Source organism: Cnuella takakiae, from assembly GCF_001953305.1.
Taxonomy (GTDB): Bacteria; Bacteroidota; Bacteroidia; order Chitinophagales; family Chitinophagaceae; genus Flavisolibacter; species Flavisolibacter takakiae.
Genome location: NZ_MTFE01000010.1, coordinates 1524892 through 1543312 on the forward strand (window position 1 = coordinate 1524892; position 18421 = coordinate 1543312).

The following is an 18421-nucleotide window of genomic DNA, read 5'->3' on the forward strand; positions in this document are numbered from 1 at the left end:
ACTGCAAAAACTTGTTGCTTCTTTTTCCTTATACCAACTCCTTTGCTCCTTTGCGGCTTTGCGAGAAATCTCTTTCCAGCGCTGCGGAAAAGCCCAGCAAAGTTAACTCATTAAACCTTTTTGCCATAACCTGTACGCTGAACGGAAGGTTAGCAGAATGTTTAAATAAAGGCAAAGCTGCTGCGGGCACACCCACCAGGTTGGCAAAAACAGTGAAGATGTCGCCCATATACATCGCCACTGGGTCCTGGGTCTTTTCGCCGGCTTTATAGGCCGGGGTAGGAGAGGTGGGTGCCAGTATCAGGTCGTAGTTGTTGAAGATGGCATCGGCCTGTTGTTGCAAAAGGCGGCGTACCTGTTGGGCACGGGTAAAGTAAGCGTCGAAATAACCGGTGCTCAACACAAAAGTGCCCAGCATAATGCGGCGCTTTACTTCGGGGCCAAAACCTTCGGAGCGGTTTTGCTTGTAAAACTCGCGCAGGTCTTCCACGGGATTTGCCGACTGGTGACCAAAACGCACCCCGTCGAACCGGGAGAGGTTGGAGGACGCTTCGGCCGTGGTGAGCACGTAATAAGTGGGTACAATGTATTCGGTAAGCGAGAAGGACACGGGTTCTACAGTATGGCCTTCAGCTTTCAATTGTTCCAGCAGTTGGCCCAGTGCAGCACGTATTTCCGGGTCAATAGAGGAATGCTCCAGCCATTCGGGGAAATAAGCAATGCGGTAAGATTTTCCATTTTCCTTTGCCGAAGCTGCAATAGCAGGTACCGGCTGTGTGGAAGCAGTACTGTCCATGCCATCGGGGCCGGCCATTACTTCCAACACCAGGGCAGCATCGGCCACATTTTGCGCCAGCACACCTACCTGGTCGAAAGAAGAAGCATAGGCAATCAGTCCATAACGCGATACACGGCCATAGGTGGGTTTTACTCCCACAATGCCACAGAAGTCGGCTGGTAAACGAACCGAACCACCGGTATCGGTTCCCAGCGATACCATGCACAACCCGGCAGCCACTGCGGCAGCACTGCCACCCGAAGAGCCACCCGGCACATAATCGGGATTAACAGGGTTAAGCGCCGGGCCATAAGCCGAGTTCTCGTTGGTGGAACCCATGCCAAACTCGTCGCAGTTCTGGCGGCCGATGATGATGGCACCTTCATCCACTAAACGTTGTACGGCGGTGCCGGTGTAGAGCGATTCAAAACCGTTCAGGATTTTGGAGGCGGATGAAACGGGGTGACCGGCGTAGCACAACACGTCCTTAATGCCCACCACTACACCGTGCAGGCGGCCTTTGGGAGTAGTTTGATTATCCAACTCCTGGGCTCTTGCTATGGCTTCTTCGGCAAATACCGAAACAAAAGCATTCAGTTCGGGGCGGGCTTCGATGGCTTGCAGGTAGTGCCTAACAGCCTGCAGGCAGGTGATATCACCTGCCTGCAACTGTTGATGGTATTGTTCGATGGAATGGAACTGGAACAAAGTCAACTGATTAGATCCGTGGCGGAAAAATATTAAGGCTGTGTGGTTGTAGAAGAGGTAGTAGTTGTTACACGCTCTGCACTCTGCTCGCTTACACGCTCTTTAGGCTGCTCGTTGATGCCTTCTTCAATTTCTTTACGCACGTTGTTTTTTGCATCGTTGAATTCGCGGATGCCCTTACCCAGGCCACGCATCAGTTCAGGAATTTTGCGGCCGCCGAACAGGAGCAGTACCACCAGGAGGATGAGCAGAATTTCGTTCCAACCAAGGCTCATAACTAAAGTTTTTAATGATGAATAAGCAAAGGTATCCCAAATTGGTTACCCGGATTGCTAAAATAAGGGAAATAAAAAAGCGCCCCATGAATATGGGACGCTTATATAAACGAAAGTTGTGCTTATTTGGATTTAGTTTCCACCGCCTGACGCTTTTCCTTGATACGGGCGCTTTTACCGCTACGCTCACGCTGGTAGTACAGCTTAGCGCGACGAACACGACCTACCTTATGCAGCAGGATGGACTCGATGTTGGGCGAGAAGAAGGGGAACAGACGCTCCACACCTACGCCATCGGAAATTTTACGTACGGTGAAGGTGGCAGTAGCACCATCGCCCTGTACTTTAATTACATCGCCTTTGAAGGACTGGATACGCTCCTTGTTACCTTCAATGATTTTATAGTTAACGGTGATATTGTCACCGGCTTTGAATTTGGGGTATTCCTTTTTACCAGTGAGCTGCTCGTGCACAAATTGGACAGCGGATTGCATAACTTCAATTTTAAGGACGGCAAAGATAAGGAGGGAGGAGGAACTTTCGGCAAACTTAGTAAAGAAAATTTAGCTGTTAGCCTTTGGCTGTTGGCTGTTAGCTTGAGAAACAGCGGTTTAGCTTTTATCTTTTCCTAAAAATGAAAGACTTCCGGCAATTACGGGTATGGCAGAAAGGTTTGGATTTGGCAATTCAGACTTATCGGTTCTCTGCAACCCTACCTAAAATTGAGCAGTTTGGACTTTGTTCCCAGATAACAAGGGCAGCGGTTTCCATTCCTTCAAATATTGCAGAGGGGAGTAGCAGGAGCAGTGATAAAGACAATAACCGTTTTGTTGAAATAGCGCTTGGTTCCAGTTTCGAGTTGGAAACCCAATTGCTGATTGCAAAAGCTGTTGGGTTGGGAAACTTAGAGTTATGTGATGCTTTACTTAGCAATTTAGGTGACGGACAACGTATGCTTAACGCATATCAAAAAAGCCTGAACCACTAATGGTTCAGGCTTTTTGCACGTTTGCTATGTTGAGGAAAAGCTAATAGCCAAAGGCTAACAGCGAACCGCTTCTCTCTTATCGCGCTACATTCACCGCCCTTTTCTCCCTGATCACCGTCACCTTGATCTGACCGGGATAGGTCATTTCGGTTTGGATCTTCTGGGCGATCTCAAAGCTCAGTTTGTCGCTGTCGCCGTCCGATACTTTATCAGCTTCCACAATCACCCGCAGCTCGCGACCAGCTTGAATGGCATAAGCTTTCTCCACGCCATTGTAGGCGCAGGCCAGGCGTTCCAGTTCCTTAATGCGCTGCAGGTATTGCTGCATGATCTCGCGGCGGGCACCGGGACGGGCACCGCTGATGGCATCACAAGCCTGGATGATGGGGGAGATCACATACTGCATTTCCATTTCATCGTGGTGGGCGCCGATGGCGTTTACGATGGCAGGAGCTTCACCGTACTTCTCGGCCAGCTTGGCACCCAGCAGGGCGTGGCTCAGTTCGGTTTCTTCATCAGGTACTTTACCAATATCGTGGAGCAGGCCGGCACGCTTGGCCAGTTTGGGGTTGAGGCCCAGTTCGGCAGCCATGATACCGCAAAGGTTGGCCACCTCGCGGCTGTGCATCAGCAGGTTCTGGCCGTAAGAAGAGCGGAAGCGCATCTTACCCACCAGGCGCACCAGTTCCTTGTGCAGGCCGTGGATACCCAGTTCGATTACGGTACGCTCACCAATTTCCATTACCTGGTCTTCCAGCTGGCGCTTGGTTTTTTCCACCACTTCCTCAATGCGGGCGGGGTGGATACGGCCGTCGGTTACCAGGCGCTGGAGGGCCAGGCGGGCGATCTCACGACGCAGGGGGTCGAAGCAAGAGAGGATGATGGCCTCGGGAGTATCATCCACGATCAGGTCAACACCGGTAGCGGCTTCAATGGCGCGGATGTTGCGACCTTCACGGCCGATGATCTGGCCTTTGATCTCGTCGCTTTCGAGGTTAAATACGGTAATAGCGTTCTCAATGGCCTGCTCGGCAGCGGTACGCTGGATGGTTTGAATAATGATCTTGCGGGCTTCCTTGTTAGCCTTTTGCTTGGCCTCGTCTACAATTTCCTGTTGCAGGCCAAGGGCTTGCGACTGTGCTTCCTGCTTCAGGCCTTCAATCAGCTGGTTCCTGGCTTCCTCTGCGGTGAGGTTGGCGATCTTTTCCAGGCGGCGCATGTGCTCTTCCTGGTGGCGGTCCAGCTCAGTTTGCTTCTGGGCCACTACTTCCAGTTGCTTGTTGAGGTTTTGTTTGATCACCTCGTTTTCTTTCACCTGTTTGTCCAGCTGCGCCGACTTGGCGTCCAGGGTTGTTTCTTTTTGCTTGATACGGTTTTCGGCATCACCCAGCTCGCGGTTGCGGCGGTTTACTTCTTTGTCGTGTTCCGATTTCAGCTGTACGAAGCGTTCCTTGGCGGAAAGTTCTTTTTCCTTGCGGGTGGTTTCGGCACGGAGTTCAGCTTCCTTGATAATGTTCTGTGCCTGCTGTTCGGCATCGTCAATACGTTTCTGGTTGTCTTTGGCAAATATGAATTTACCGGCCACGATGCCGGCTACCAGCGCCACTATTCCGACTAATATGGAAAGGATCATTGGGTCCATTGAAAATGTTTGAAAAAATGTTTGGTCAAGATATACGATTCTCACAACCCTTATTCAGGGGCAGGGTGGCGAAGATACTAAAAGGCGGTATTTGTTGCGGAGCCAAGGAAAGGTATTGCTGACCCTGTTAGGACTGCGGAACAGAAAATACATTCTGGCTGTCAGCGGCTAACTTTAAAACATGCAAACGGAGAAAGAAAAAATGATCGCCGGCGACCTATACCGCCCCGATGACGTAGAGCTGGCTGCCGACCGTACCCGCACCCGTCTCTTGCTGAAGGCGCTGAACGATGCAAGAGATGACCAGCCGGATGTGATCGCAGGAATATTAAAGGAGCTGATTCCCGGTGCAGGTGCCGCTTTGACCATTCAGCCGCCCTTTTTTTGCGATTATGGCTATAATATATGGATGGGCGAAAAGGTGTTCTTCAACTTCAACTGCGTGGTGCTGGACGTGGCGCCGGTGCGCATCGGCAGCCGAACGATGTTTGGTCCCAATGTGCAGATATATACCGCCACGCATCCCATTGATCCTGTGGAGCGGGCTTCAGGTGTGGAGTTTGCCAAACCCATCACCATCGGCGAAGATGTGTGGGTGGGTGGAAGCGCGGTGATTTGTCCGGGTGTAAATATTGGCGACCGCTCTATTATTGGTGCGGGTAGTGTTGTAACAAAAGATATTCCCGCAGGTGTGATAGCGGCAGGCAATCCTTGTAAGGTGATCCGGGAGATTTAGATCTTCCATCTCTTGAAGAGATGGAAGATATGGCCCATACCTAACAGGTCTCCAAGACCTGTTAGGTATGGCATTATTCCTTATCCAGTGAACCCTCAATCATTTGTTCCAAGGCCTGCAGCCTTGCGGAAAGCTGCTCGGTCTGCACATTGGCTGCCGCCTCAGGCGTGCCCTGCTCCGTGGCCAGCCAAATCAGCACCATGGCGATATAGTCCTGCATGTCCTTACCGGCAAAGCTGGTTTTGAATTCAATAAGTTTATCGTTCACTCTTTTAATGGTGCGGCGCACCACTTCTTCATCCTGGGGTTGGATGCGTACGCGGTAGGTGCGGTCGCCGATAACGAGGTTGGTAGGGATGAGTTCCATGGTAAGTCCGAAAAGTTGATGGTCCGGAAAGTCCGGAAAGACGTTTAAAAATAGTACTGCAGTAAAAATGGTTTGTACCGGGCCGGTCTTCTGTCTTTTCCGACTTCCGACTTTCCGGACTTCCACTTACTGACTCAAAAAAGCAATCACCTTGTCTATATCCCGGATATAGCTGTTGATCACCTTGTCAAATTCTTTTTTGTCCGCTTCGGGCAGGTCGCCGGCGGCAAATTTGAGGATGGCAACCCTTTGCTCCAGTTGGGTGATCATGTCCACCTGTGTTTTTTCGCTGTTGCGGCAGGCTTCCAGTTCTTCCTGCAGGCGTTCGTTTTCCTTTTTCAGCTTAGCCTGCTGCCGCAGCAGTTGTTGCACCTTGTCGGTGATGGCGGCTATTTGTTGGTCAAGTGGTGTCACTGTTGTAAATATTTTGTGTCATTAAGGTTGGGGGAGGACGACGGACTACGGACGACAGACCACAGACGACCATTCGTTGTCCATCGTCTGTGGTCTGTCGTCTATTCCTTACTTCCTCACTTCCGCACCCAGTTCCTGCTCCAGCGTGGTCATGATCTTGTTCATCCAGCCGTCAATTTCCTTGTCGGTGAGGGTTTTCTCTTCGTCCAGGAAAGTAAAGTTTACGGCCATCGACTTTTTGCCGGCACCCAGCTTCTCGCTTTCAAACACGTCGAAGAGGCGTACATCCTGGAGCTTGCCCAGGCGCAGCTTGCCCAAAGCGCCGGTGATGGCTTCGTATTTCAAATCCTTGGCTACTACAAGGGCCAGGTCGCGCTCCACAGACGGGAACTTGGGAATTTCACGGAAGCCGGTTTTTACCTTACCATAAGCTTTGAGGATGCCGTTCCAGTCGAGGTTGGCAAAGAAAACCGCTCCTTTTACATCGAAAGACTTAGCGGTTTTCGCCGACACCCTGCCCAGCTTAATCAGTTGCTTGCTCCCTACTGTGCCGGTGATGGCGCCATCGAAATGGGGGCTGTCATATTTTTCCCATACCACTTTGAGGCCCGATGCCTGGAGGAGGGCTTCCACCACCCCTTTCAGGAAATAAATATCGGTTGCCACAGCCTTGCCCTTCCAGCCTGCCTGCTGGCGGTTGCCGGTAAGGTAAAGGCAGAAATGATCTTTTTCAGTGTAGTTGCCAACGCCTTCGGTTTTGTAGGTTTTGCCCCATTCAAAGAACTGCAGGTCGCTGTTCTTGCGGTTGATGTTGTGGGCAATCACTTCCAGGGCCGTGGGCAGCATGGCGGGGCGCAGCACGTCCAGCTCAGAGCTCAGGTTGTTGAGCAGCTTCACGGTATTTTCCAGCTGGCCTTCGCCAAAGTATTTGGAGTTGGTTATGGAGTTGGTCAGTATTTCATTGAAACCCAAACCCACCAGCATCGAAGCCCATTTTTCCTTCAGGGCATCGCTTTTCTGGTCGCGCTCAACGGCGGGGGAAAGGCGGATGGCCTGTGGGATTTCGATATTGTCCAACCCATCGATGCGCAGGATTTCCTCCACGATATCAGCAGGAATGCTCACATCGTGTTTGTGGTAAGGCACTTCCAGGAACAGGCCGTCCATGTCTTCGCGCATGATGGTAAAGCCCAGGCTTTGCAGGATGGTTTTTACTGCGTCGGGGTGGTAGTTTTTGCCACTCAGTTTTTTGAGGTACTGGTATTTGAAAATGAGCTGTTGCCTGGGTTTGGGATCGGGGTAAATGTCGATCACTTCCGAGGCAATGGCACCACCAGCCACTTCTTTGATCAGGGCTGCGGCACGCTTCAACACGTTCACGGTACCCGAAATGTCCACGCCTTTTTCAAAACGGGTGGCCGCATCGGTACGCAGCCCATGGCGGAACGAGGTTTTGCGAATGCCGATGCCTTCGAAACAGGCGCTTTCCAGGAAAATATGGGTAGTGTTGTCTGTTACACCCGATTTCAAACCGCCAAAAACACCTGCGATACACATGCCTTCGGTGGCGTTGCAGATCATCAGGTCTTCGGCGCTCAGCCTGCGTTCTTTTTCATCCAGTGTAACAAAGGGCGTACCCTCGGGCAGGGTTTTTACCACCACCTGTCCGCCTTCAATCTGGTCGAAATCAAAAGCATGAAGCGGCTGGCCGGTTTCGTGCTGGATATAGTTGGTGATGTCTACAATATTATTGATAGGACGCAGGCCGATGGCTTTGAGGCGGTCCTGCAGCCACTTGGGCGAAGGTGCCACCTGGATGCCGCTGATGCACACCCCTGAATAACGGGGGCAGGCTTCAGTAGCTTCTACCTTTACCGCAACCTGCAAGGCCTTGCTGTCCACTTTAAAGTTGACAGCAGGTGTTTTTGGTTTAAAATCCTTGCGGTCGTGGTGGCTGAGGTAGGCACATACATCGCGAGCCACACCCTGGTGGCTCATAGCGTCCATTCGGTTGGGCGTGAGGCCTATTTCAAATATGATATCGGAATAAGGCTTGAAATATTCGGCAGCGGAAATGCCCACAGGCGTGTCGGCGGGCAGCACCAGGATGCCGGCATGCGAATCGCCGAGGCCAATTTCGTCTTCGGCGCAAATCATACCCTGGCTTTCCTCACCGCGTATTTTAGCCAGCTTCATCGTCATGGGCTCGCCGTTGGCGGGGTAGATGGTGGTACCCACGGTGGCTACTACCACTTTCTGGCCAGCGGCAACGTTGGGCGCGCCGCACACAATGCGGAGGGGTTCGGAACCGCCTACAGCCACCTTTGTAAGGCGCAACTTATCGGCATTGGGGTGCTGCACGGCTTCCAGCACTTCGCCAATCACCAGTCCCTGCAGGCCGCCCTTTACTGCTTCAAAAGGCTCCATGCTTTCCACTTCCAAACCAATGGAAGTAAGGATGCGGGAAAGCCTTTCGGGTTCAATGCTTACCGGTAAATAGTCGCTCAGCCAGTTGTAGGAAATGGTCATTGGTCCAAAAAATTTCTGTGGGTGGCAAAGATAGGGCGGCAGCGGGAGCAATGGTGCGGACCGAACCGCGGGAAACGCGAAAGAGTAGGCTGTGGTGGATTCTTTTATACAAACTTCAAGGCGGCTAATTGCCTGAGTGGTAGAACTGTACTGGCAATTTGAGATAACAGGTACCGTATTGCCAAGGTCTGTCATGCCAAACTTGTTGCAGCATCCCCTTCATTACACAGGTACTTCTAAGATTGCAGGAGAGGCCCCGACGACGGCATGATGGTGAACCCGGATACTGTCATGCTGAACTTGTTTCAGCATCTCCTTCGGTATACAGGTACTCCGAAGAACTGAGGGAGATGCCGTCATTCGTGGGCATAATAGATTGCAATTATTCCTGCTTGATTTAGCGTCCAGGGTATTTGCTTTTTATAAAAGAACAAATAGTTCCTGCCAGCTGGTCCTGGTTGGGTGCGAAAGTTTCCTTGTTGGGGCAATTTCTTTTTTTCAACACCCCTTTTTCTTTCCTCCCAAATCCACTTGCGCCTTTAACCGGTGGCAACCATGCGCCAGGTTCTGCTATTTAAAACGGCGGAGTTAATGTGCCAGAATCCGGCCTTTTATTTGTCCACAAAGAAGGAGGCTTGCTAAAATCTTTGGAATTTTGCAGTTGGCTGCAGCGTGTATAAGTATTGGTTTAAATGTGTATATCCTGTGCGGTAAATGTGCGGATTAAGACCAGGGACGATACCGGATACCGAAAAAGGGCGGCGTACCTTAGCAGACCGGCCGGACGGGTAAATGCCCTTTCACCGCGGCTGGAAACAGGCCTTTCCTTTAGCACCGATAAACATCTACTGCCCACGGGCAGCAATAATATAGTAAGCACATGTTAGATCTTTCTAAACTCAATCAGGACCGGAAGCAAGGCAAACGCAACAAGCCTGCGGTTGACCTGAGCACCATGGTTTACGGCAAAGTGCCGCCCCAGAGCAAAGAACTGGAGGAGGCCGTGCTGGGTGCCATCATGCTTGAAAAAGGCGCCTTCGACGTGGTGATCGAAATTCTGAAAGCCGAATGTTTTTACGTGGACGCCCACCAGCGGATCTTTCGCGCCATCCAGGGACTGGCCAATAAAAGCCAGCCCATTGATATCCTGACGGTGGTGGAAGAACTTCGTTTCCGCGAGGAGCTGGAAATGATTGGCGGTCCTTATTATGTTACCAAGCTTACCAACAGCGTGGTGTCGTCGGCCAACATCGAGGCACACGCCCGCATCATCCTCCAAAAGTTCATTCAGCGCGAACTGATCCGCATTTCGGGCGAAATCATCCAGGAAGCTTACGAAGACAGCACCGATGTATTCGAGTTGCTGAACTCGGCGGAAAGCAAGATGTATGATGTAACCAACAAACACCTCAAGAACAACTACGAATCGATTGACTCCGTACTGGTAAAAACCATCCAGCGTATCGAAGACCTCCGCCACCGTAATGAAGACATTACGGGTGTGCCGAGCGGTTTTCCTGCCCTGGACAAGGTTACTTACGGCTGGCAAAATACCGACTTGATCATCCTCGCTGCCCGTCCCGCGGTAGGTAAAACGGCCTTCGCCCTCAACCTTGCACGCAACGCGGCCCTGCACCCCACAAGGCCCACGCCGGTGGCGGTATTCTCGCTTGAAATGGGTGCGGCACAGCTGGTGTCGCGAATTCTTTCGGCAGAAAGTGAGATCTGGCTGGAAAAGATATCCCGCGGTAAGATGGAAGAGCACGAAATGAAGCAGCTGTATGCCAAGGGTATTCAGAAGCTGGCGCAGGCGCCCATCTTCCTCGACGACTCGGCCGGTTTGAACGTATTTGAACTGCGTGCCAAGTGCCGCCGTTTGAAAACGCAGAACAACATTGGTATGATCATCATCGACTACCTGCAGCTGATGAGTGGTACCGGTGATAAGGGCTCCAACCGCGAACAGGAAATTTCAACCATCTCCCGCTCGCTGAAGGGCCTGGCTAAAGAACTGCAGGTACCGGTAATCGCCCTGTCGCAGTTAAGCCGGGAAGTGGAAAAACGTAAAGACGGCAACAAGATGCCCCAGCTCTCCGACCTTCGTGAATCGGGTGCCATCGAACAGGATGCCGACATGGTATGCTTTATTTACCGCCCCGACTACTACGATGTGGCGCAAAACGAAATGGGTGAAAGCGTAAAAGGAGAAACCCACCTCCGTATTGCCAAGCACCGTAACGGTTCGCTCGAAACCATCGTGCTGCGGGCCCGCCTCGAGATCCAACGCTTCTATGATGATTCGGCGGGCGACAGCTTTGGTGGCAACAACCTGCCCTCCAACTGGAAACCCGTTCAGGACGGTGGTGGCGGCGCCAACGGCGGCGGTGCCCGGATGTTTATCCAGACGAGCAGCAAGATGAATGACCTGGGGGATGATGATGATCCCTTTTAACCGGTGATTTGCAGGATTTTTAAAGGATTAATAGGAAAAAGGCAGTCCGTATTTGATTTGGCACCCACGCTTAACCACGTGGGTGTTTTATTTAAACCATAAATGGAGCTGTGTTCAATGTCTGGCAATCCAATCTTGTAACTCCCTGTTAGTACCTTCGCACCACGTTCTTATTAATCCTTTAAAAATCCTGTAAATCACCGGTTCATGCGGTACTTCTTTGTTGCAGACATTTCCCCTTCCCTCATCGTTCTGGATGAAGATACCTCCAAGCACATCACGGGTGTGCTGCGGATGAAAGTGGGCGAGGAGTTGGTACTGACCGATGGACGTGGTACCAAGGCAACCGCAGTTATTGAAGACGATCACCGAAAGCGTTGCGCAGTGCGGGTGCTGAACCGCAGTTTTGAAGCGGAGGTGGAGCCACGCATTACCATTGCCATTTCCCTGACAAAGAACAATGCCCGCATCGAATGGTTTTTGGAAAAAGCCGCGGAGATCGGCGTGTCGGAAATCATTCCCCTGCTGTGCGACCGTACGGAAAAGGACAAGTTCCGGCTGGACCGTTTACAAAACATACTGGTAAGTGCCCTGCTGCAATCGCAGCAAAGCTGGATGCCGGTACTGCAGGAGCCCGTAGCTTTTGACAAGGTGGTAAGATTAAGCAATGCCGCAGACAAATTTATTGCGCACTGCCTGGAATGGGATAAACAGCAACTGGTGCAGGTAGCAGGCAACCGTTCCTCCATTATCCTGATTGGCCCGGAAGGCGATTTTACGCCCGCCGAAATTGAAGCTGCCATGGAGCAGGGCTTCCGGCCGGTGGCTCTGGGCAATACCCGCCTGCGTACTGAAACGGCAGGGATGGTAGCTGCTACCATCCTGCGGATGGGTAGTTTATAAAAAGCTAAATACACCTGACAGGGTTTCAAAACCTGTCAGGTGTATTTATAATATCTATCCTGATTATTGCGCCTCAATGCGCCACATCATCCATATTGGCTTGCTGCATCCTGGGCTGGCGCAGTTCCACGGGTAAGGTTTCCCTTTTCCGCATTTTCATATTCAACAGTTCCACGCCAAAAGAGAAAGCCATAGCGAAATACACATAATTCTTCAGGTGCAGCTGGTGCGCCTGATCGGCGTTCCAGCCTTCCATCAACAGCACTACCGATACCAGCACCAGGAAGGAAAGTGCCAGCATTTTGAAAGTTGGGTGTTTGTTGATAAAGGCGGCAATATGCAGGCTGAACAGGAACATGATCACCATGGCTATCACCACGGCAATGATCATGATCCAGATGTTTTTGGCAATACCCACCGCAGTGATCATACTGTCGAAAGAAAATACCATATCCACCAGCATAATCTGGAAGATGGCCGCGCCAAAGGAAGATGCTTTTTTAGTGGCATTGATTTCCAGCGCTACCTCGTCACCTTCCAGCTTGTGGTGTATTTCCTTTACCGTTTTGTATAACAGGAACAGGCCGCCTGCCAGCATTACCAAGCTGGCGAGGTCGAAACCCTTACCGAACAAGGTAAATACAGGCCGGCCTTTTTGCTGTACCAGCCAGCTCAGGCAGAACAGCAGGAAAACCCGCACACCGATACCGGTAAGCATCCACAGCCTGCGGGCACTGAGTTGTTTACTGGGGTGGAGGCGCCCCATGATAATGGAAACAAAAATGACGTTGTCAATACCCAGGATCACCTCGAGGCTTGCCAGGGTAAAAAGCGAAATGATATTGTCAAGCGTGAAAAGTTGGTCCATGGCCGTGGGTTAGGTAGTGATCATGCAAAAGGGAAAGTCCTGCAAGGGCACTACCCGCACCCGGTAACTTATGATGGTTATCCCGTGTCGGCGCTTACCTTGCCAGGCCTTTACATATCTGTTGTACAATTGCCGGACCTTCATAGATAAAACCGGTCCACACCTCGCAAAGCGCGGCACCTGTGGCCAGTTTTTCGCGGGCATCGGCAGCAGTAAAAATGCCACCGGAAGCAATTACGGGTATTTCGCCCTTCAGCTGACTGCACAGGTATTGAACTACTTCGGTAGCTCTTTCTTTCAGCGGAGCGCCACTGAGGCCACCTGCACCAATCTGTTCGAGTGCAGCAGCAGGTGTTTGCAACCCGGACCGGCTGATGGTAGTATTGGTGGCAACAAGTCCATCCAGTTTTATCTCGCGGGCAAGGGCAATCACATCATCAATCTGGCTCCACTCCAGGTCGGGGGCAATTTTCAACAGGATGGGGCGCTGCACCGCAAAGCCTTTGTTGAGCGCCTGCAGGTGGGTAAGGATCTTGTGCAACGCGTCTTTTTCCTGCAAGGCCCGGAGCCCCGGCGTATTGGGCGAGGATACATTCACTACAAAGAAGTCGACATAGGCATGGAGCGCACGGAAGCAGATCTCGTAGTCTTTCCAGGCCTCCTCGTTGGGGGTTACCTTGTTTTTGCCGATGTTGCCACCTACCAGGAGTTTGGCGGCAGGGTTGAGGGGTTTGCCGTTGAGGCGCCAGTTGCGCAGCCTGCGGGCAATCACTTCCACGCCTTCGTTATTAAAGCCCATCCGGTTGATGAGGGCCCGGTCTTCAACGAGACGGAAAAGGCGGGGCTTTTCATTGCCTTCCTGGGGCAGGGGGGTAACGGTACCAATTTCTACAAAGCCAAAACCCAAAGCATCCAGTTCTTCGAGGTATCGGGCGTTTTTATCGAAGCCGGCACCCAGGCCTACCGGGTTGCGGAACGATAGGCCAAATACATGCTTCTGCAGCCCTTTTTGCGGTGCCCGGAAGATGCGGTGGATGGTGTTTTTGCCGCCCGGCAGCTTGCGCAGGGTTTGCAACAGGTTCATGGCGGTGTAGTGCGCCTGCTCGGGTTCCAGCTGGAAGAATATCTTGCGTATGAGGGAATACATATCGGGGAGCGAAGATAAGAACCGCAGATTTGTACCATTTGAAATGATTTGTATGATCTTATTGTAAATGCCTGGTGTTGCATCATTGTTTCAATGCGGATTGTTGCTCCTGGTTCAAGCTCCTGAAGAGCGTAAAGTAAGTTTGAATGGCTAACCCTTATGTAAGCTGCTCATGGCAATACCAGTTTGCAACTACTGCTCAGTAGTCATACCAGTCATTTCAAATGGTACAAATCTGCAGTTAGTTGTTTAGCTAACTATTTTTCCTAAATTCATTTCTTAAACCCTTACAACTATGCAGGAAGCATATATCGTTGCCGGTTTCCGTACCGCGGTGGGCAAGGCCAAACGCGGGGGGTTCCGGTTTTTCCGCCCCGACGACCTGGCCATTGAAGTGATCCAGGGCCTGCTGGCATCGGTGCCGCAGCTGGAAAAGCAGCAGGTGGATGATGTGATTGTGGGCAATGCCGTTCCGGAAGCTGAGCAGGGTTTGCAGGTGGGTCGCATCATTGCTGCCCGTGCCCTTGGTTTTGAAGTGCCGGGAATGACGGTAAACCGCTACTGTGCTTCCGGGCTGGAAACCATCGCCATTGCTACCGCCAAGATCCGCATGGGTATGGCCGATGTTATTGTTGCCGGCGGCACCGAAAGCATGAGCATGGTACCCACTGCCGGCTGGAAAACCGTACCGGCCTATTCCATTGCCAAAGACGAACCCGATTATTACCTGAGCATGGGCCTTACTGCCGAAGCGGTGGCTAAAGAATATAAGGTGAGCCGCGAAGACCAGGATGCTTTTGCCTACCATTCGCACCAGAAGGCCTTGGGTGCCATTCAAAACGGTTATTTCAAAGAAGGCATCCTGCCCATAAACGTGGAAGAAGTGTACCTTGATGAAAGGGGCAAAAAGCAAAAGCGCAACTACGTGGTAGATACCGATGAAGGCCCCCGTGCCGATACTTCGGTGGAGGCTTTGTCGAAACTGAAACCTGTTTTTGCCAACGGAGGCGTGGTTACGGCGGGCAACTCTTCGCAAACCTCGGATGGAGCTGCCTTTGTGCTGGTGATGAGCGAACGGATGGTTCATAAACTGGGTATCCAACCCATTGGCCGGCTGGTAAGTTGTGTTTCTGCGGGTGTGCATCCCCGCATCATGGGTATTGGCCCCGTGGCGGCCATTCCAAAGGCACTGGAGCAGGCAGGTAAAAACCTGGGCGACATTGATCTGGTAGAACTGAACGAAGCTTTTGCTTCGCAGTCGCTTGCCGTTATTCGCGAGGCGGGTCTTGATCCGGAAAAAGTAAATATTAACGGCGGTGCCATTGCCTTGGGGCATCCGTTGGGTTGCACCGGTGCCAAGCTTACCATCCAGTTGCTCAGCGATTTAAAAAGGCTGGGCAAAAAGTATGGTATGGTAACGGCTTGCGTTGGTGGCGGCCAAGGTATTGCCGGAATTATTGAGCGTATGTGAGGAATTGGGGATAAACTATGTGATAATTACTTTTTCTATATGTTTTAATTGCTGTTAATTTGTCGCAATGAACAATTGCTGAGTACAAGAAAGCATACCGTACTCCGCAACCAAGATTCCTAAAAAGCTACCAAACCCGAACTGCTGTGGAGGAAAAAAAGAAGGTTTTATACGCTGATGATGATCTGGACGACAAGGCCTGGATCATAGAAGCATGGGAGACACTGGATTTTCCCTTGCAAATTGAATTTGTTGATAATGGCCGCCAGGCTATTGAATACCTCCAGCAAAGCGACGGAGCAATGCCCGCATTGATTGTACTGGACCTGAACATGCCCGAGATGGATGGCCGACAAACTTTGCAGAAACTCAAAAACGATCCCCAATTCCGGCACATACCTGTAGTGATTGTAACCACTTCTACCAGCAAGCTGGATATTGAAGTATGTAAGCGTTTGGGTGCTTCTCAATTTCTGACCAAGCCCGATACCCATGCCGAGTGGCAGGAGATCGTACAACAACTACAACCTTACCTTGCATAACGAATGGGAGCCAAAAGCTCCCATTTTTTGTGGCACTCCGTTGTCCCCATTGCCCGGTGGCTTGGCTTAACTTCACGGCATGGAACTTACTTTCAATACACCTGCGTTATTGTTCCCGGCCATTTCTCTTTTGCTGCTGGCTTATACCAACCGCTTTGTGGCCATTGCCAACCGGGTGCGCAGCCTGCATACCGAATACCTGAAGCAGGAAGACAAGACCACCATCCTCAAACAAATACAGAGCCTGCGCAAACGCATCAACCTGATTAAATACATGCAGGGGCTTGGTGTGTTTGCATTCTTATGCTGTGTGGTTACCATGTACAGCATTTACAACCAGTGGAATGCTTTTGCGCAAACTGTATTTGCGTTCAGCCTCTTGAGCCTGCTAACCTCCCTGGTATTATCACTGGTGGAAATCATTCAAAGCACCCATGCCCTCGAACTGGAGTTGAGTGATATGGAAGGATTGGAACGTGGTAATATTTTTACCGATCTATGGGGCACAAAAGAATAAAGGTCATCACCAGATGACTTCCATCCTGGATGACAACCTTTACAGCCTTTTTCTTTATGCCTTAACGGCTACTTCCTTGCGCTCGCCAATTTGCTGGCGCCACATGGCATAGTACAAACCCTTTTGCGCCAGCAATGCATCATGTGTTCCTACTTCTTCAACCTCCCCGCGTTCCAGCACAATGATGCGGTCGGCGTGCATGATGGTGGAGAGGCGGTGGGCAATCAGGATGGTGATCTGCTCGCGGGAGGAGGATACACTGCGGATGGTTTTGTTGATCTCTTCTTCGGTGAGGGAATCGAGTGCTGAAGTGGCTTCGTCAAAAATCAGCAGGCGTGGTTTGCGCAACAGGGCACGGGCAATGGAGAGCCTTTGTTTTTCGCCGCCGGATAGTTTCAGGCCACCCTCACCAATTACCGTTTCCAAACCTTTTTCGGCCCGCTCCAGCAGGTTCTGGCAGGAGGCTTTATGCAGTGCATCGATGATATCATCTTCGGTAGCTGCAGGGTTTACAAAGGCCAGGTTTTCCTTGATGGTGCCGGAAAACAGCTGTGTATCCTGTGTTACAAAACCGATTTGTGCCCGCAGGTCGTTGAAGTCGATGCTATTTTCATCCATGCCATTGTAAAGGATGCGGCCTTCTTTTGGTCGATAGAGGCCTACCAGCAATTTCATCAAGGTAGTTTTTCCCGAGCCTGAAGGGCCTACAAAGGCAATGGTTTCGCCCAATGTTGCGGTAAAGGAAATGCCATCGATGGCCTTATGCTTTGCCGTGAGGTGTTGAAAGCCTACGCGGTCGAACTGCAGCTCCCGGATGGGGCCCAGGTGTGCCGGCGCTGCGGGGGTGGGCTCGGGTGCTTTCTGCATCAGGGTTTGGAAATTATTGAGCGATGCTTCGGCCTCGCGGTAAGTAAGAATGATATTGCCTATTTCCTGAAGGGGGCCAAACACAAAGAAGGAAAAGATCTGCATGGTGGCAAGCTCACCCGCATTCATACGGCCGCCATATACCAGCCACATCAGCATGAAAAGAATGACCTGCCGCAGGGTATTTACAAAGGTTCCCTGTACGAATGAAATGGACCGGATGCGTTTTACCTTGGTGAGTTCAAGTCCAAGAATCTTATAGGTGTTCTTATTCAGCCGCTCCACTTCCTGGCCCGTAAGACCCAGGCTTTTTACCAGCTCGATGTTGCGCAGGCTTTCGGTGGTGGTGCCTGCCAGCGCGGTTGTTTGCGAAACGATGGTCTTTTGGATGGTCTTTACTTTTTTGCTCAGCAGGTTGGAGATCACCATCAGCAGGGCAATGCCACCAAAATAGATCAGGGGCAGCGACCAGTGAATACGGAAAGCAAAAATGGCAACGATGGCAATGCCGATGAATACGGTAAAGAGGATGTTGACAAAGGAGTTGATGAAGCGCTCCGTATCGGTGCGCACTTTTTGCAAAATGGAAAGGGTTTCGCCGCTGCGCTGGTCTTCAAACTCGTGGTAGGGCAGTTTCATGGCATGCTGGAGGCCATCGGTAAACACCTTGGCGCCAAACTTCTGTACCACTACGCTGAGGAAGTAATCCTGGAAGTTCTTGGCTATCCGGCTGATCATGGCCACACCAATAGAGGCGCCCAACAAGGTAAGCACCGGCCCCGAAAACTTGGCAAACGGCTGGTAGGCTGCGGGGTTCTTGGTATAGGCAAAAGCAAAGTTGATCAGTTTGCCAAAGATGATGGGATCGATCAGGGAAAAGCCAATGTTGCAGGCTGCCAGCAGCAGCACCAGGAACACCAGCCATTTATGGGGTTTTAAGTATTGAAGCAGAATTTTCATGGAGCAAATATAACACCCCCTGTCCCCCTGAAAGGGGAACTTAGGCAGATGTGGTTTTATCTATCACGCAATCCTTAATGCGAGAGAGGATAGGAACACAGATTGAACAGATGAAACAGATATGAACGGATATCCTTTTTTATCCGTTCAATCCGTTTCATCCGCGTTCCCATCCATTTGTACAATAATGGCAAGTAAGTACAAGTGTGCGACGCAACCGAGGCTCCATGGTACAATAAAAGCTCGGTTCAAAAAAC

General features: G+C 51.3%; 17 protein-coding genes. 7 read left to right on the forward strand and 10 right to left on the reverse strand.

Features of this window, described 5'->3' with window-relative positions; genetic code table 11:
* Positions 1 to 28 precede the first annotated feature (28 nt).
* From gatA to rplS, 3 genes are all read right to left on the reverse strand, one after another.
* Positions 29 to 1486 (reverse strand): Asp-tRNA(Asn)/Glu-tRNA(Gln) amidotransferase subunit GatA, encoded by a 1458-nt coding sequence (gatA, locus tag BUE76_RS06925; RefSeq protein WP_073040963.1) that lies wholly within the window; start codon positions 1484 to 1486, stop codon positions 29 to 31.
* A gap of 32 nt (positions 1487 to 1518) precedes the next feature.
* Positions 1519 to 1761 carry a Sec-independent protein translocase subunit TatA/TatB gene (locus tag BUE76_RS06930; RefSeq protein WP_073040541.1) on the reverse strand — a complete coding sequence of 81 codons (243 nt, stop codon included), beginning with the start codon at positions 1759 to 1761 and terminating at the stop codon, positions 1519 to 1521.
* A 122-nt stretch (positions 1762 to 1883) separates the two neighbouring features.
* Positions 1884 to 2255, reverse strand: coding sequence for a 50S ribosomal protein L19 (gene rplS, locus BUE76_RS06935; RefSeq protein WP_073040539.1), 372 nt, complete (start codon positions 2253 to 2255; stop codon positions 1884 to 1886).
* A 140-nt stretch (positions 2256 to 2395) separates the two neighbouring features.
* Between rplS and BUE76_RS06940 the strand changes: the two genes are divergently transcribed.
* On the forward strand, positions 2396 to 2749 hold the full coding sequence (locus tag BUE76_RS06940; RefSeq protein WP_073040537.1) for a four helix bundle protein: 354 nt from the start codon (positions 2396 to 2398) through the stop codon (positions 2747 to 2749).
* 76 nt (positions 2750 to 2825) lie between these two features.
* On the opposite strand, the gene rny is transcribed toward BUE76_RS06940, so the two are convergent.
* On the reverse strand, positions 2826 to 4391 hold the full coding sequence (rny, locus tag BUE76_RS06945; protein ID WP_073040535.1) for a ribonuclease Y: 1566 nt from the start codon (positions 4389 to 4391) through the stop codon (positions 2826 to 2828).
* A gap of 181 nt (positions 4392 to 4572) precedes the next feature.
* Between rny and BUE76_RS06950 the strand changes: the two genes are divergently transcribed.
* The gene (locus BUE76_RS06950; RefSeq protein WP_073040533.1) at positions 4573 to 5127 is read left to right on the forward strand and encodes a sugar O-acetyltransferase; all 555 of its coding nucleotides are present in this window, start codon (positions 4573 to 4575) and stop codon (positions 5125 to 5127) included.
* A 73-nt stretch (positions 5128 to 5200) separates the two neighbouring features.
* Here BUE76_RS06950 and BUE76_RS06955 read toward each other — a convergent pair whose 3' ends face one another.
* From BUE76_RS06955 to pheT, 3 genes are all read right to left on the reverse strand, one after another.
* The gene (locus BUE76_RS06955; RefSeq protein WP_073040531.1) at positions 5201 to 5494 is read right to left on the reverse strand and encodes a cell division protein ZapA; all 294 of its coding nucleotides are present in this window, start codon (positions 5492 to 5494) and stop codon (positions 5201 to 5203) included.
* A gap of 126 nt (positions 5495 to 5620) precedes the next feature.
* Positions 5621 to 5908: a hypothetical protein gene (locus tag BUE76_RS06960; protein WP_073040530.1), complete on the reverse strand. Its 288-nt coding sequence runs from the start codon at positions 5906 to 5908 to the stop codon at positions 5621 to 5623.
* A gap of 108 nt (positions 5909 to 6016) precedes the next feature.
* Complete coding sequence (gene pheT / locus BUE76_RS06965) at positions 6017 to 8437, reverse strand: phenylalanine--tRNA ligase subunit beta (RefSeq protein ID WP_073040527.1); 2421 nt, start codon at positions 8435 to 8437, stop codon at positions 6017 to 6019.
* An 880-nt stretch (positions 8438 to 9317) separates the two neighbouring features.
* Here pheT and dnaB point away from each other — a divergent pair.
* A complete protein-coding gene (dnaB, locus tag BUE76_RS06970; protein ID WP_073040525.1) occupies positions 9318 to 10889 on the forward strand; it encodes a replicative DNA helicase in 1572 nt (523 codons plus the stop codon).
* Between the two features lie 207 nt (positions 10890 to 11096).
* On the forward strand, positions 11097 to 11792 hold the full coding sequence (locus BUE76_RS06975) for an RsmE family RNA methyltransferase (protein ID WP_073040523.1): 696 nt from the start codon (positions 11097 to 11099) through the stop codon (positions 11790 to 11792).
* Between the two features lie 73 nt (positions 11793 to 11865).
* Here the strand turns inward: BUE76_RS06975 and BUE76_RS06980 are convergent, their stop codons facing one another.
* Positions 11866 to 12660 (reverse strand): TerC family protein, encoded by a 795-nt coding sequence (locus BUE76_RS06980; RefSeq protein ID WP_073040521.1) that lies wholly within the window; start codon positions 12658 to 12660, stop codon positions 11866 to 11868.
* A gap of 94 nt (positions 12661 to 12754) precedes the next feature.
* Positions 12755 to 13807 carry a quinone-dependent dihydroorotate dehydrogenase gene (locus tag BUE76_RS06985; protein WP_073040519.1) on the reverse strand — a complete coding sequence of 351 codons (1053 nt, stop codon included), beginning with the start codon at positions 13805 to 13807 and terminating at the stop codon, positions 12755 to 12757.
* Positions 13808 to 14102: 295 nt separating this feature from the next.
* On the opposite strand from BUE76_RS06985, the gene BUE76_RS06990 reads away from it, so the two are divergent.
* The 3 genes from BUE76_RS06990 (at position 14103) to BUE76_RS07000 (ending at position 16337) form a co-directional block, all read left to right on the forward strand.
* Positions 14103 to 15278 carry an acetyl-CoA C-acyltransferase gene (locus BUE76_RS06990; RefSeq protein WP_073040514.1) on the forward strand — a complete coding sequence of 392 codons (1176 nt, stop codon included), beginning with the start codon at positions 14103 to 14105 and terminating at the stop codon, positions 15276 to 15278.
* Between the two features lie 146 nt (positions 15279 to 15424).
* Complete coding sequence (locus BUE76_RS06995) at positions 15425 to 15820, forward strand: response regulator (protein ID WP_073040511.1); 396 nt, start codon at positions 15425 to 15427, stop codon at positions 15818 to 15820.
* A 79-nt stretch (positions 15821 to 15899) separates the two neighbouring features.
* On the forward strand, positions 15900 to 16337 hold the full coding sequence (locus BUE76_RS07000; RefSeq protein ID WP_073040509.1) for a DUF2721 domain-containing protein: 438 nt from the start codon (positions 15900 to 15902) through the stop codon (positions 16335 to 16337).
* 54 nt (positions 16338 to 16391) lie between these two features.
* Here the strand turns inward: BUE76_RS07000 and BUE76_RS07005 are convergent, their stop codons facing one another.
* Positions 16392 to 18164, reverse strand: a complete 1773-nt coding sequence (locus BUE76_RS07005) for an ABC transporter ATP-binding protein (protein ID WP_073040507.1) — start codon at positions 18162 to 18164, stop codon at positions 16392 to 16394.
* Positions 18165 to 18421 lie beyond the last annotated feature (257 nt).